Origin of the sequence: Streptococcus sp. 27098_8_148, assembly GCF_041432105.1 — a bacterium.
GTDB classification, from domain to species: domain Bacteria; phylum Bacillota; class Bacilli; order Lactobacillales; family Streptococcaceae; genus Streptococcus; species Streptococcus parasanguinis_AE.
In genome coordinates this window covers 13,923-27,658 of the sequence record NZ_JAPVYY010000013.1, presented here as the reverse complement: position 1 = coordinate 27,658, position 13,736 = coordinate 13,923, and the positions used below count along the sequence as shown (strand labels likewise).

17 protein-coding genes and 2 tRNA genes are annotated in these 13,736 nt (G+C 44.8%); 16 read left to right on the top strand and 3 right to left on the bottom strand.

The genetic code is table 11. The annotated features are described in order from the left end of the window. Window positions 1-17: 17 nt before the first annotated feature. From O3646_RS09300 to rsmA, 9 genes are all read left to right on the top strand, one after another. A complete protein-coding gene (locus O3646_RS09300; RefSeq protein WP_247923758.1) occupies window positions 18-695 on the top strand; it encodes a CPBP family intramembrane glutamic endopeptidase in 678 nt (225 codons plus the stop codon). Window positions 696-773: 78 nt separating this feature from the next. Then, window positions 774-1,115, top strand: coding sequence for a ribonuclease P protein component (gene rnpA, locus O3646_RS09295; protein ID WP_070449427.1), 342 nt, complete (start codon window positions 774-776; stop codon window positions 1,113-1,115). Window position 1,116: 1 nt separating this feature from the next. Beyond that, on the top strand, window positions 1,117-1,932 hold the full coding sequence (locus O3646_RS09290; RefSeq protein WP_247923771.1) for a YidC/Oxa1 family membrane protein insertase: 816 nt from the start codon (window positions 1,117-1,119) through the stop codon (window positions 1,930-1,932). Window positions 1,933-1,947: 15 nt separating this feature from the next. Further along, the gene (jag, locus tag O3646_RS09285; protein ID WP_021153989.1) at window positions 1,948-2,895 is read left to right on the top strand and encodes an RNA-binding cell elongation regulator Jag/EloR; all 948 of its coding nucleotides are present in this window, start codon (window positions 1,948-1,950) and stop codon (window positions 2,893-2,895) included. 75 nt (window positions 2,896-2,970) lie between these two features. Then, window positions 2,971-3,600, top strand: a complete 630-nt coding sequence (locus O3646_RS09280; RefSeq protein ID WP_247923760.1) for a ribonuclease P — start codon at window positions 2,971-2,973, stop codon at window positions 3,598-3,600. A gap of 147 nt (window positions 3,601-3,747) precedes the next feature. Further along, window positions 3,748-3,882, top strand: coding sequence for a 50S ribosomal protein L34 (gene rpmH / locus O3646_RS09275; protein WP_003003086.1), 135 nt, complete (start codon window positions 3,748-3,750; stop codon window positions 3,880-3,882). A 125-nt stretch (window positions 3,883-4,007) separates the two neighbouring features. Further along, a complete protein-coding gene (locus O3646_RS09270) occupies window positions 4,008-4,778 on the top strand; it encodes a TatD family hydrolase (RefSeq protein WP_247923761.1) in 771 nt (256 codons plus the stop codon). After that, complete coding sequence (gene rnmV, locus O3646_RS09265) at window positions 4,750-5,334, top strand: ribonuclease M5 (protein ID WP_003008897.1); 585 nt, start codon at window positions 4,750-4,752, stop codon at window positions 5,332-5,334. Before O3646_RS09270 ends, rnmV begins: the two co-directional genes overlap by 29 nt. A 52-nt stretch (window positions 5,335-5,386) precedes the next feature. Continuing rightward, a complete protein-coding gene (rsmA, locus tag O3646_RS09260) occupies window positions 5,387-6,262 on the top strand; it encodes a 16S rRNA (adenine(1518)-N(6)/adenine(1519)-N(6))-dimethyltransferase RsmA (protein WP_247923762.1) in 876 nt (291 codons plus the stop codon). A 45-nt stretch (window positions 6,263-6,307) separates the two neighbouring features. On the opposite strand, the gene O3646_RS09255 is transcribed toward rsmA, so the two are convergent. The 3 genes from O3646_RS09255 to O3646_RS09245 all read right to left on the bottom strand — a co-directional run bounded on the left by O3646_RS09255 (window position 6,308) and on the right by O3646_RS09245 (window position 7,493). Further along, window positions 6,308-6,397: transfer RNA gene (locus O3646_RS09255), tRNA-Ser, on the bottom strand. Between the two features lie 4 nt (window positions 6,398-6,401). Next, window positions 6,402-6,484, bottom strand: a tRNA-Leu gene (locus O3646_RS09250). Window positions 6,485-6,575: 91 nt separating this feature from the next. Beyond that, window positions 6,576-7,493, bottom strand: coding sequence for a CPBP family intramembrane glutamic endopeptidase (locus O3646_RS09245; RefSeq protein ID WP_118095588.1), 918 nt, complete (start codon window positions 7,491-7,493; stop codon window positions 6,576-6,578). Window positions 7,494-7,801: 308 nt separating this feature from the next. On the opposite strand from O3646_RS09245, the gene rsgA reads away from it, so the two are divergent. The 7 genes from rsgA (at window position 7,802) to O3646_RS09210 (ending at window position 13,691) form a co-directional block, all read left to right on the top strand. Beyond that, window positions 7,802-8,680: a ribosome small subunit-dependent GTPase A gene (rsgA, locus tag O3646_RS09240; protein WP_247923763.1), complete on the top strand. Its 879-nt coding sequence runs from the start codon at window positions 7,802-7,804 to the stop codon at window positions 8,678-8,680. 14 nt (window positions 8,681-8,694) lie between these two features. Then, window positions 8,695-9,354 carry a ribulose-phosphate 3-epimerase gene (gene rpe / locus O3646_RS09235; protein ID WP_061591432.1) on the top strand — a complete coding sequence of 220 codons (660 nt, stop codon included), beginning with the start codon at window positions 8,695-8,697 and terminating at the stop codon, window positions 9,352-9,354. Further along, window positions 9,347-9,979, top strand: coding sequence for a thiamine diphosphokinase (locus O3646_RS09230; RefSeq protein ID WP_371610799.1), 633 nt, complete (start codon window positions 9,347-9,349; stop codon window positions 9,977-9,979). The genes rpe and O3646_RS09230 overlap by 8 nt, the downstream gene beginning before the upstream one ends. A 1-nt stretch (window position 9,980) precedes the next feature. Next, the gene (locus O3646_RS09225; protein ID WP_371610798.1) at window positions 9,981-11,231 is read left to right on the top strand and encodes a DNA recombination protein RmuC; all 1,251 of its coding nucleotides are present in this window, start codon (window positions 9,981-9,983) and stop codon (window positions 11,229-11,231) included. Next, entirely contained in the window at window positions 11,218-12,162 is a 945-nt protein-coding gene (locus O3646_RS09220; protein WP_037608119.1) for a 3'-5' exoribonuclease YhaM family protein, read from the top strand. Before O3646_RS09225 ends, O3646_RS09220 begins: the two co-directional genes overlap by 14 nt. A 135-nt stretch (window positions 12,163-12,297) precedes the next feature. Further along, window positions 12,298-13,113, top strand: coding sequence for a pur operon repressor (purR, locus tag O3646_RS09215; protein ID WP_003012466.1), 816 nt, complete (start codon window positions 12,298-12,300; stop codon window positions 13,111-13,113). Window positions 13,114-13,136: 23 nt separating this feature from the next. Next, a complete protein-coding gene (locus O3646_RS09210) occupies window positions 13,137-13,691 on the top strand; it encodes a hypothetical protein (protein WP_195529320.1) in 555 nt (184 codons plus the stop codon). Window positions 13,692-13,736 lie beyond the last annotated feature (45 nt).

The window sequence follows — 13,736 nt, the reverse complement described above, 5'->3', positions numbered from 1 at the left end:
TTATAGGAAAGGTATCTATGAAATTCATCAAAGGAAAGCTCTCACTGCTGTATCCCCTCTTTCTGCTCTTGTTTTATTTTTATGTTCGGCCTCAATTTCGCCCCTTGGCCCAGTATGTCTCCAATAGTGTAGCAAGCGCCAATAGCTATTATTGGACCTTATTTGGCCTAGAAGGCCTCTATGCAGTATTTACAGGATTTTTGGTCTATCGTTTTTCTAAAAAAGCGCAGTTTAAGCTGGGGAAGAATCCTCTTCAAGCTCTGATAGAAGCCGTTTTTGCGGCCTGTTTGGTTTACTGGCTGGACTACTTCATCAGTGGTTTTGTTCAAGGACGAGCAGCCGTTTTGAGTCTCTTTCCACGGGAAATTAGTCCCACAGGGGTGCTTATCCTGGTGATCGCAATGGTCGTCATCCGGCCAGTGACAGAAGAGCTGATTTTTCGTGGAGCCTTGGTGAATGCCTACTTCAAAGGCTGGAAACTCTATGCTGAGATTTGGCTTCCAGCCCTCATCTATAGTGGGCTACATTTTGTCCATCATCCTTTTTCGCTAGGAGCTTTTATTATTTATCTCTTACCGAGTTTGATTTTTGGGACTCTTTATTATCGGAGCAAGTCGCTTCTTTCTCCGATTTTAGGCCATATCTTGCTCAATCTCTATTATACCTTGCCATTGCTTTTATCCGTATTCCAGTAGCAACCGATTTCCTAAGGGAGATTGGTTTTTTTTGAAAATGTGGTATAATAGAATAAATTTAATAGAGGGAGTGGAGGTTTGAAAAAAAGCTACCGCGTCAAACGTGACAAAGATTTTAATGCTATTTTTAAAAGTGGTCAAAATGTTGCCAATCGGAAATTCGTTGTTTACCGCTTGCGCAAAGACCAACCGCATTTTCGAGTCGGCCTGTCTGTTAGTAAGAAACTGGGAAATGCTGTGACCAGAAATCGCATCAAACGTTTGATTCGCCATGTTTTGATCAAACACCAAGCCTGCCTTACGACCGATGATTTTGTCGTCATTGCTCGTAAAGGAGTGGAGGAGCTCGACTTCCATCAAGTAGAGAAAAATCTCGTACATGTCTTAAAATTAGCGCATGTCTACCAAGAAAGGGAATAATGTGAAAAAGAAACTGAAGTTAATTGGATTATTAGGAGCGGCCTTAATGGTCTTGACAGCTTGTGGGACCTCTCAAGTGACAGCCGAATCGACAGGTGGTTGGGAACGCTTCGTCTACTTCTTTGCAGAAGCCATCCGCTTCTTGTCGTTTGGTGGCAGTATCGGTGTTGGGATTATTGTCTTTACCATTGTCATTCGGACGGTCCTCTTGCCTCTCTTCCAATATCAAATGAATTCAACCCGCAAAATGCAGGAAATTCAACCCCTCCTCAAGGAATTGCAAGCTAAGTATCCTGGGAAGGATCTTGATAGTCGGACCAAGCTTTCCGAAGAGATGCGGGCCCTTTACAAGGAAAAAGGCGTCAAAACGTCTTCAGCCTTCCTTCCTCTCTTGATCCAGATGCCGGTCTTGATGGCCTTGTTCCAAGCGCTGAGCCGTGTCGAATTCCTTAAAGTCGGTCACTTCCTCTGGTTGGACCTTGGCGCGATCGACCCGACCTACATCTTGCCGGTTCTTGCCGCACTCTTCACATTTTTCAGCAGTTGGTTGACCAATAAAGCCATGCCAGAGCGTAATGGTAGTGCGACAACCATGATGTATGTGATGCCTGTGATGATCTTCTTCTTTGCCTTGTTCTCAGCCAGCGGGGTCGCACTATACTGGGTGACTTCCAATGCTTACCAAGTCGGGCAAACCTATCTTTTGAACAACCCCTTCAAGATTATCGCAGAGCGTGAAGCAAAAGAACAAGCTTCGCGCGACATGGAAAAACAAAAACGCCGTGCCCTAAACAAAGCACAGAAAAAGAAAAAATAAGAAAGAGGTGGACATATGGTCCTATATACTGGAGCAACTGTTGAAGAAGCGATTCAAAAAGGTCTGAACGATTTAGATATTCCTCGTATGAAGGCACATATTACGGTTGTAGCGCGTGAAAAGAAAGGTTTTCTTGGCTTGTTTGGGAAAAAACCAGCCCAAGTAGAGATTGAGCCCATTGCAGAAACAACTGTTGTAAAAGCCAATCAAAAAGCTGTCAAAGGTGTCCCAGATGAGATCAATGCACAAAACGAACCGGTTAAGACGGTGAGCGAAGCAACGGTCGATCTCGGACGCGTCGTTGCAGCGATCAAAAAGGTCGAAGAAGAAGGAGAAGTTGTCTCTGAAGAAATCAAGACCGAAATCCTGAAACATGACAAAGAAGCAGACACCGTTCTTGAAGAAAAAGGACATGAACATATCCTTGAAAAAGTTAAAGAACCAGCGACAAAAGAATCAAGCGAATCTGATTTCTCAAACCTTGGTATCGAGGTAGAGGAAAACTACAACATCGAAGAAGTCGTAGATGATGTGACAGCCTATGTTCAAACCGTGGTCGATGAAATGGATGTGGATGCGACCATCTCAAGTAGTCACAACCGCCGTACGGTCAATATGCAAATTGATACCAATGAGCCTGGGCGCGTGATTGGTTACCACGGAAAAGTCTTGAAGGCTCTTCAACTTTTGGCGCAAAATTACCTCTATAATCGCTACTCAAAGAATTTTTACATTACCATTAATGTTAATGACTATGTAGAACACCGGGCAGAAGTTCTTCAAAGCTATGCTCAGAAGTTGGCAACACGTGCCCTCGAAGATGGGCAAGCCCAACAGACAGATCCGATGTCAAACAGTGAACGGAAAATCATTCACCGGATCGTCTCTAAGATGGAAGGAGTCACTAGCTACTCTGAAGGGGAAGAACCAAACCGTTACGTGGTGGTAGACATCGAAGGATAATCTAGCTATTATTTCCCATAAGGGAGAGACGGGATTGAGCCGATCTCTCCTTTTTTAGGTTTAGAAAGGAAGCAAATGGCATTTGCAGCGATTCGAGAGTTTTTAAAGCTTCAAGGAATCCACTACCAGGCCCCAGCAAAGGCAGGCGTGCTAGCCTCAGAGATGGAGCAGTGTCGTGCACTAGCTCAAGCGGCTCGTAAGGAATTCACCGATTTGGTCTCAGCCTTTCAGAAGCGCCACCCCTACTTGGAGCAAGATCGGACTAGCCAATGGATGAACCAGGCTCAGATCTTGCGGCCTCATTTTTGGGCCTATCTAAAAGGAGAAGGGACGATGGCAGAGCCCATGTTTGCCTTGAGACTTTATGGGGATGCAGCTGATTTTGGAGTTTCCTTAGAGGTGAGCTTTATCGAGCGAAAAAAAGATGAGGAGAGTCTTCAAAAACAACACAAGGTTCTCACCCTTCCCATCACTCAGCCTGTTTATTATTTCGTCCAGAAAAATGGAGAGAGTCAAAGGGTAGAAGGAACAGAAAAGAATCGCCATGATCTGCTACAAGCAGTAGCAGAAGGGGCGGTTCGTAAGGTCCTTGTCAAATACGATGTTTCTCTAGTCGAGGATGGTTCTCTTGAGGATATCCTGGATCAGTTGCAAGAGGCGCTGGTGGCTCTGGAACCCTATTACTTGGCAACCCGTCAGGTGTAGAAAGGTGTTCTCCGACCTGTATTTGCAACAATTTTGCCATAGCTATTGACAAATAGAGTCGAATCCGATAGAATAGTAAAGTATGTTTAGTAACTGATCACAACTAGCCGGCTAAACGAATACAAAATCTATGAGGAGGTATTCATCGTGAAACGTACTTATCAACCAAGTAAACTTCGTCGTGCGCGCAAACATGGTTTCCGTCACCGTATGGCAACTAAAAATGGTCGTCGCGTATTGGCAGCTCGTCGTCGTAAAGGACGCAAAGTTTTGGCTGCGTAATTCAGATAAAAACCTAAAAACCAGTAGAAACTCGAGACTACTGGTTTTTGTTTTGTCCGAAAGTGAATTTAGAGGCGCTTTCTGCTATAATAGAAGGAAGAAAAACTCGGAAGAAAAGGAAGATCATGCAGATTTTTGATACCCACACCCATCTTAATGTGGAAGAATTCGCAGGTAAAGAACAAGAAGAGCTCGACTTGGCCAAGGAAATGGGTGTTGTAGCCCACAATATCGTTGGTTTTGACAAACCGACGATTGAGCGAGGAATAGCCTTGGCAGACCAGCACCCAGAACTCTATCTCACGCTTGGTTGGCACCCCACTGAGGCAGGTGATTATAGTCCTGAAGTGGAGGTCTATTTACTTGAACAGCTAAAACATCCCAAAGTCGTCGCACTCGGAGAAATCGGTCTGGATTACCACTGGATGACGGCACCAAAAGATGTCCAAGAAAAGGTTTTTCGTCGTCAGATTCAATTGTCTAAGGACTTGGACCTCCCCTTTGTGGTGCATACACGCGATGCTTTAGAAGATACTTATGCCATCATCAAGAGTGAAGGAGTCGGGCCTCGCGGTGGGATCATGCATTCTTTCTCAGGAAGTTTAGAAGAAGCTAAACGCTTCATGGATTTGGGAATGATGATCTCCTTTTCTGGAGTGGTGACGTTTAAGAAAGCCACAGATGTCCAAGAAGCAGCAGCTGGCCTTCCGTTAGACAAGATCTTGGTTGAAACAGATGCCCCTTATCTGGCGCCAGTTCCCAAACGTGGTCGGGAAAATAAAACAGCCTACACTCGTTATGTAGTAGACTTCATTGCAGGACTACGTGGCTTAACAACAGAAGAAGTGGCTCAGGCAACCTATGACAATGCAAGAAAGGTATTTGGCCTTGACTGAGAAAAGAAAAATACCAGAAGTGATTGTCGTGGAGGGCAAGGACGACACAGCTAATCTCCGTCGTTTTTATGAGGTGGATACCTATGAAACGCGAGGTTCTGCGATCGATCAAGATGACTTGGAACGAATTGCTACCTTGCAGGAGTTGCGTGGGGTCATTGTCTTTACCGATCCAGACTACAATGGCGAGCGCATTCGCAAGATCATTATGCAAGAGGTGCCCCAGGCCAAACATGCCTTTTTAAATCGTGGCGAAGCAGTGCCCAAATCCAAGACCAAGGGGCGTTCTCTTGGAGTGGAGCATGCCAGCTTTGAAGACTTAGAAAAAGCCCTAGCTGGACTGGTCGGGTCTTACGAAGATGAAAATTTCTTTGATATCACAAAGACTGACTTGATGCGGCTTGGACTTTTGATGGGAAGCGATAGTCGCAAACGGCGGGAATATCTAGGAGAAGCCTTGCGCATCGGCTACTGCAATGGCAAGCAATTGATCAAACGCTTGGAATTGTTTGGAATTTGTTTAGCACAAGTCGAAGAGGCCATGGCCAGTTATTAAGACGGAAGTAGCGGGGATCCTTTACCCCTAAACTGATTAGAAAAGAGAAAAAATGAGAATTGCAGATTATAGCGTGACCAAGGCAGTGCTGGAGCGTCACGGTTTTACCTTTAAAAAATCCTTCGGTCAGAACTTCTTGACCGATACCAACATCCTTCAAAAGATTGTGGATACGGCTGAGATTGATAAGCAGGTCAATGTCATCGAAATCGGTCCCGGAATTGGAGCACTTACTGAGTTCTTGGCGGAAAATGCGGCAGAAGTCATGGCCTTTGAGATCGATGACCGCTTGGTTCCCATTTTGGCGGATACCTTGCGGGATTTTGACAATGTCACGGTTGTCAACCAAGACATCCTCAAGGTAGACCTCAACCAGTACATCGCAGAGTTTAAAAATCCAGGCCTTCCGATCAAGGTGGTGGCTAACCTTCCTTACTACATCACAACTCCAATCCTCATGCACTTGATCGAATCCAAGATTCCTTTCCAAGAATTTGTGGTCATGATGCAAAAAGAGGTGGCAGACCGCATCTCAGCTGAGCCCAACACCAAGGCTTATGGTTCATTATCCATTGCAGTCCAATACTATATGACCGCTAAGGTAGCCTTTATCGTGCCCCGCACCGTCTTTGTGCCCGCACCAAACGTCGACTCTGCCATCCTCAAGATGGTCCGTCGCGAAGAACCAGCAGTAGCCGTCAAGGACGAAGATTTCTTCTTCTCTGTCAGCAAAGCCAGCTTTGTCCACCGCCGCAAAACACTTTGGAACAACTTGACCAGTCGCTTTGGCAAGACCGAAGAAATCAAAGCCAAACTGGAAGCAGGAATCCAAGCTGCAGGCCTGCAACCTTCTGTACGAGGAGAAGCTCTTAGCTTAGAAGACTTCGCTCGCCTAGCAGATGGCCTTCTAGATGCGGGAATAAAATAACAGAAAAGACATGAGCTTCATAGCTCATGTCTTTTCTGTTGTAGAAGGAAAGGACGGGATTTGAACCCGCGCGTGAATAGAAATCCACTTGCCGGATTTCGAGTCCGGTGCCGTACCGAGCTGGGCCACCTTTCCAAGATGCGGAGAAAGGGATTTGAACCCTCACGCCCGAAGGGGCACATGCGCCTGAAGCATGCGTGTCTGCCGTTCCACCACCTCCGCATAGTTCTATTATACACTTTTTAGGAAAAATGCCAAGGAAAAAAAGGAACAGGGAAGCCTACAGATGTCTCCTGTTCCTTTTATCAATAGATCATTTCAATGCTGCAGGATATAGGCTCTCTTGCTCCTTGGAGGTATCTTTGAGGATAAAGATGGCCCATAAAAGAGCTAAGATGCAGACCACTAATCCCGGGATGCCCCCTTCAGGACCAAATTCACCACCAGTGATCAAGGTGTGATTTGAAGTTGTGAAGTACATCAAGGATGATTCGCTGTCAAAGCCACTGACATGAAAACCATAGACATTTCCCATCAGGAAATTCCAGGCAAAGTGGAAGCCACAAGGTCCCCAAATATTCCCGCGTTTCAGGGCGTAGACTGCTGTAAAGACTCCAAAGAAGAAGAGATGAACAGTAGAGAACCAAGAAGCACCGTTGTTATTCATATGGAAGTAGGAGAACATAGTAGCTGAGATCAGGATAGCTAGAAGGGCATTGGTATGGTAGGAGATGGTTGGAATCAACCAACCACGGATATAAATTTCTTCTGCCGCAGTTTGGAAAATATAGCCGATCAAGACCAAAATCCAAGATACAAGAAATGGCATACTAAATTGAATGCGATGGAATGTGGCATTTCCAGTGACTAAAAAGACGATCAAGACTGTTGTGATCATGATGCCTCCCACAAGGCAACCTTTGGCGAATTCAGAAAGCCCATTTCCTTTGGAAAATCCCATGGTTCGAATAGGCCGTTTTTCAATCAAGCGAACCCAAAGGAAGAAGGCGATGATGGTATAGAGGAAGGACCAGAGGTCAAGGATGTTCCACCAGTCTGGGATCCAGTGTTGCTTATTGAGAAAGAAACTGGTCGATGCCGTGCTAACAGGGGACATGTACTCTGTGATGTAATACAGAATAAACGGAGCCAAAAACCAAGGTGTCAGAAATTTTCCCTTTTTGATATTGGCAATCAAGGGATTCTCTTTAGAAAGAAAAGAAAGACTCATAAAGAACCTCCATCTAAAAACGTAGAACAAAGAAACAGCTTTCTTTGTACAGCAAGTAATCATTGAAACAAGGCGCTTCTTGATGTCACTTCCTTTCTGCCTTCTTGTTTCGAGCTTCCCACAAGCAACTTATTTATGAATGTTTTTCACATTTATTATACCTAAATTAGGAAGCGGTTACAATACCCCTATCTTTATTATCCCTAAAAATTTTACTGAAACTAGTTCCAGATTTTTCTTATTGAGCAATCCAGCCTTATTTCTCATTTTTTGGTATAATAGGAGTATTAATCTCAAAGGAGTGCGATTTGCAAGGAACAATCGTCAAGGCCTTGGCTGGCTTCTACTACGTGGAGTCAGACGGTCACATTTACCAGACACGGGCTCGTGGAAATTTTAGAAAAAAAGGACAGACACCTTACGTGGGGGATCAGGTGGAGTTCTCTGCTGAAGAGAATTCAGAAGGCTACATTTTGAGCATTGCGCCTCGAAAAAATAGCCTCGTGCGCCCTCCTATTGTCAATATTGATCAGGCAGTAGTGATTATGTCAGCTAAGGAACCTGATTTCAATGCCAATCTTTTAGACCGTTTTCTGGTTCTTTTGGAGCATAAGGGGATTCATCCCATTGTCTATATTTCAAAACTGGACTTATTAGAAGATATGGAAGACATCCACTACTACCAAGGAATCTACCAGGCTATTGGCTATGATTTTGTCTTGTCGATTGAGGAACTCTTGCCCCTTTTGACCAATCAAACCACGGTCTTTATGGGGCAGACCGGTGTAGGAAAATCGACCTTGCTCAATAAAATCGCTCCGGATCTAGAGCTTGAAACGGGTGAGATTTCAGATAGTCTGGGGCGCGGTCGACACACGACCCGAGCTGTCAGCTTTTACCATTTAAATGGAGGAAAGATCGCAGATACGCCTGGTTTTTCATCCCTCGATTATGAAGTGACAACCAGTGAAGACTTAAATCAAGCCTTCCCAGAGATCGTCGATGTGAGCCACTCTTGTAAATTTCGTACCTGTACCCACACGCATGAGCCAGCTTGTGCGGTGAAACCAGCCGTTGAAAGAGAGGAAATTGCGCTTTTCCGTTATGAGGATTACTTGCAATTTCTAAGTGAGATTGAAAACCGTCGCGAAACCTATAAAAAAGTTTCGAAAAAAATGCCAAAATAGGAGACACTACAACGATGAAAACAATGAAATTAGCCCCCTCAATTTTGAGTGCCGATTATGCCAATTTTGAAAGTGAATTGAAACGCTTAGAAGCAGCAGGAGCTGACTATGCCCATATCGATGTCATGGATGGCCATTTTGTGCCCAATATCAGCTTTGGAGCTGGTGTCGTAGAGAGCATGCGTCCACATAGCAAGTTGGTCTTTGATTGCCACTTGATGGTCACCAATCCCGAACACCATATCGAAGAATTTGCCCGTGCAGGTGCGGATATCATCAGCATCCACGTAGAAGCTACTCCCCATATTCACGGAGCTCTTCAAAAAATTCGTCAAGCGGGTGTGAAGGCTAGTGTCGTGATCAACCCAGGGACTCCTGTAGACAGTATCAAACATGTCTTGAACTTGGTGGATCAAGTCTTGGTCATGACCGTTAATCCAGGATTCGGTGGTCAAGCCTTCTTGCCTGAAACCATGGACAAGGTGCGCGAATTAGCCGCTCTTCGTGAAGAAAAAGGCTTAGACTTTGATATCGAAGTCGATGGAGGAATTGATGGCCAAACTATTTCCCAAGCCAAAGAAGCTGGGGCCAATGTCTTTGTAGCAGGCTCTTATGTCTTTAATGGAGATGTCAATGAGCGCGTCCAAACGCTCCGAGATGCTGTAAATGGGTAAGATCGCAATACTGGCAGGAGGTGACAGCACGCTCTTGCCAAAAGATCATGACGCTTATGTAGGCGTTGATGGTGGCTGTTTGAAGCTACTGGAACAAGGTCTGCCTTTAGATATAGCTGTGGGGGATTTCGATTCCGTCTCTGAGACCGATTTGCGCAAGATCCAAACCCAAGCCAAGCAAGTTGTTCAATCCGTCCCTGAAAAGAACGATACGGATTTGGAATTGGCCTTGAAAGCAGCCTTTGAGGCCTATCCAGATGCTGCTGTCACCGTTTATGGTGCCTTTGGCGGTCGCTTGGATCACTTTTTGTCCAATATCTTTTTGCCGACCGATCCAGACCTAGCTCCCTATATGGAGCAGATCCAATTAGTCGATGGTCAAAATCGTCTGATTTACAGACCAGTTGGCTGCCACGAGATTCAGCCAGATCCTACTAAGTCCTATGTTGGTTTTATGCCTGTAGGACAAGGTCGCGTAGAGATCACAGGGGCCAAGTATCCGCTCCATCCGGAGAATTATTTTTTGAAGGCCATGTATGGCTCCAATGAATTTTTAGATCAACCGATTCAAGTGAGTCTCGACCGTGGCTATCTTGTCATTGTTTATAGTAAAGACAGAGGTTAATATGAATATCATTCTGCTTCTGATTGGCCTGCTCAATCTGGGCCTCCTCATCTATTTCTTGCAACGGTCAAATGACACAAGACCGGCTTTACGAGAGATGCTGGAAGACCATGAGGATCATTTGACAGACCAGTTGGATTATCGTTTTGAAAAAGAAAGACAAGCCAGCCAGATTGCCAATCAGCAGTTAGAGATCGCCCTGACAGATCGCTTAACCGAGATGCGAGTGGAGATCCACCAGCAGACGACGGCTCTGCGCGCTGAGATGAACGAGCACTTTACTAAAAATCGGGACAAAACAGATGAGCGTATGCGCCAGATCCAAGAGTCCAATGAAGTGCGGCTAGAACAGATGCGCCAAACGGTAGAAGAAAAATTGGAGAAAACCTTGCAGCACCGCTTGCAGACCTCCTTTGAGACGGTTTCAAAACAATTGGAGTCGGTCAACAAAGGGTTGGGAGAAATGCAGACAGTGGCGCGGGATGTCGGAACTCTTAATAAAGTTCTCTCCAATACCAAGACGCGTGGGATTATGGGCGAATTGCAGCTGGGTCAAATCATTGAAGATATCTTGACCCCAGCCCAGTATGAGCGGGAGTTTGTCACCGTTCCCCAATCCAGTGAGCGCGTGGAATATGCCATTAAGCTTCCTGGGCAAGGAGAGGAGCCAGTCTATCTGCCGATTGACTCTAAATTCCCACTGGAAGACTACTATCGTCTGGAAGAAGCTTATGAATCAGGAGAGAAAGAGGAGATCGAGCGTTACCGCAAGGCCCTTCTTGCTAGTATCAAGCGTTTTGCTAAGGATATCCAACAAAAATACCTCTTTCCACCAGCGACAACGAATTTCGGAGTTCTCTTTTTGCCAACTGAAGGCCTCTATTCCGAAGTGGTTCGCAATCCAGAATTCTTCGATCGCTTGCGTCGGGACGAACAAATTTTAGTGGCTGGTCCAAGTACGCTATCAGCCCTCTTGAACTCCTTGTCTGTTGGCTTTAAAACGCTCAACATCCAAAAGAGTGCAGATGACATTAGCAAGGTGTTGGGATCGGTCAAATCAGAATTCCATAAGTTTGGAGGGATTCTGGCCAAGACTCAGCGCCATTTAAAGAATGCTTCCAATAATATTGATGATTTGCTAACCAGACGGACCAGTGCCATCGAGCGGACACTCCGCCAAATCGAAAGCGATGAGGACCTGCTGGGACTAGATGTATATATAGAAGATGGAGAAGATGATGGTCAAAATTAACCAAATGAAAAAAGATGAATTGTTCGAAGGATTCTATTTGATCAAGTCAGCAGAAGTGCGTCAAACGCGGGCTGGGAAAAACTACCTCGCCTTTGTCTTCCAGGATGAGACCGGTACGATCGAAGGCAAATTATGGGATGCCCAACCTCACAATGTAGAGAGTTTTATGGCTGGGCGCGTGGTCCATATGTCTGGACGTCGAGAAGTTTACAATAATACTCCGCAAGTCAATCAATTGAACATGCGTTTGCCACAAGCAGGAGAGCCTAACAATCCAGCGGACTTCAAGGAAAAACCACCAGTAGATCCTAAGGAATTACATGAATACTTGTCAAACATGATTTTCAAAATTGAAAATCCAGTCTGGCAACGGATTGTCCGTGCCCTCTATGGAAAATATGAGAAAGAGTTTTATAGCTATCCAGCTGCTAAGACCAACCACCATGCCTTTGAAGCAGGTCTCGCTTATCATACGGCGACCATGGTCCGCTTGGCAGATAGTATCGGCGATATCTATCCTCAGTTGAATAAGAGCTTGCTCTTTGCGGGGATTATGTTACACGATTTGGCCAAAGTGATCGAGTTGACGGGACCTGAAAATACAGAATACACTGTTCGAGGCAACCTCATCGGCCACATTGCACTGATCGATGAAGAAATCACCAAGGTCTTGCAAGACTTGAAGATTGATGATCAAAAAGAAGAAGTGATCGTCCTTCGCCATGTGATCTTGAGTCACCATGGCTTGCTCGAATACGGTAGTCCCGTTCGTCCAAAAATCATGGAAGCAGAGATTATTCATATGATCGATAATTTGGATGCGGAAATGATGATGATGACAACAGCACTTGGCTTAATTGGTCCTGGCGAGATGACCAATAAAATCTTCGCTATGGAAAATCGTTCCTTCTATAAACCGAATCTCGACTAGTAAAAACAGAGATAAATACGGGAATGATTCTGCCAAAAATAAAATAATCAGGAAAAAACGGCCTTCTGTAAATCAGAATGTTCGTTTTTTTCGCTTCTTATGGTATAATGATAGAAAAAACTACATGGTGAGAAAATGAAATTAAGAAGAAGTGAACGGATGGTCGTAATTTCTAATTACTTGATCAACCATCCCTATGAATTGACTAGCCTCAATACGTTTGCGGAAAAGTATGAGTCTGCCAAGTCTTCCATCTCAGAAGATATCGTGATTATTAAGCGGGCTTTTGAAGAGATGGAAATCGGAAATATTGAGACCATTACAGGAGCTGGTGGAGGCGTGATCTTTACACCGTCTATCTCAGATCAAGAATCCAAAGAAATCGTTGAGGATCTTTGCAAGCAACTGTCTGAAAGTGATCGTATCCTTCCTGGTGGCTACATTTACTTGTCTGATCTTTTGAGCAATCCGAAGATTTTGAATCGGATCGGACGCATCATTGCCAAAGCCTTCCGAGATAAGAAGATTGATGCTGTCATGACCGTAGCGACCAAGGGAGTTCCACTAGCCAATGCAGTAGCTAATGTCTTGAATGTTCCATTCGTCATTGTCCGTCGTGATTTGAAAATCACAGAAGGGTCAACCGTTAGTGTCAACTATGTTTCAGGCTCAAGTGGGGATCGCATTGAGAAAATGTTCCTTTCAAAACGGAGCCTAAAAGCAGGAAGCCGGGTCTTGATTGTCGATGACTTCCTTAAAGGTGGCGGAACGATTAATGGAATGGTCAGTCTCTTGGCTGAATTCGATTCTGAATTAGCAGGAGTAGCTGTCTTTGCGGATAATGCTGCAACTGACCGGGAATTCTTTGAACACAAATCCTTATTGCGCGTGACCAACATCGATGTAAAAGAAAATAAATTGAGCGTCGAAGTTGGAAATATCTTTGATTAAGAGCAGCAAAGGAGGATCAAAAAGTGAAAAGAATTTTAGATCGATTTGATAATAGTCCTTTGTGGATTCGCTTGGTGACAGTTCTGTCTCTATCCTTTATTTTGGTAGCTGGTTTGTATACCGTTAAAAAGAATACGGCTGCCCAGGTAACGACAGAAATTCAACCTGCTAAAAAAACAGGTTCCCTTCCAGTGAAAAAGGAAACAAAGGAAGAAAAAGAAAAGAAGGAAGAAAAGAAAAATACAGAAGCTGCTGAAAAAGCAGTCGTTCAAATGGAAACAACGCCAAGTCAAGATTCTGTGAACGCTGCCCAAGCTGCTGTGAAGAAAGTCAAAGATGCGACTCAAAAGCAATCGCTTGAGGCCCGTATCCAATACATCGCTAACTATTATGGACTGACCTATGAGAGCGACACAGCGGCAACACAGCAGACTCAAACAGACGCTAATGCCAACGCAAATGCTAATGCCAATGCCAGAGTAGCTGGAGCCAATGCGACAGTTCAACCACAACAGCAACAACAGTATGCTCCGGCTGCAAATGCAGGGGCAGAAGAACCTGCTGAAGCTGGTCAATAATGAACTTTTTCGACTTCTTTAAAAAATAAAAAAACATCTTGCAAT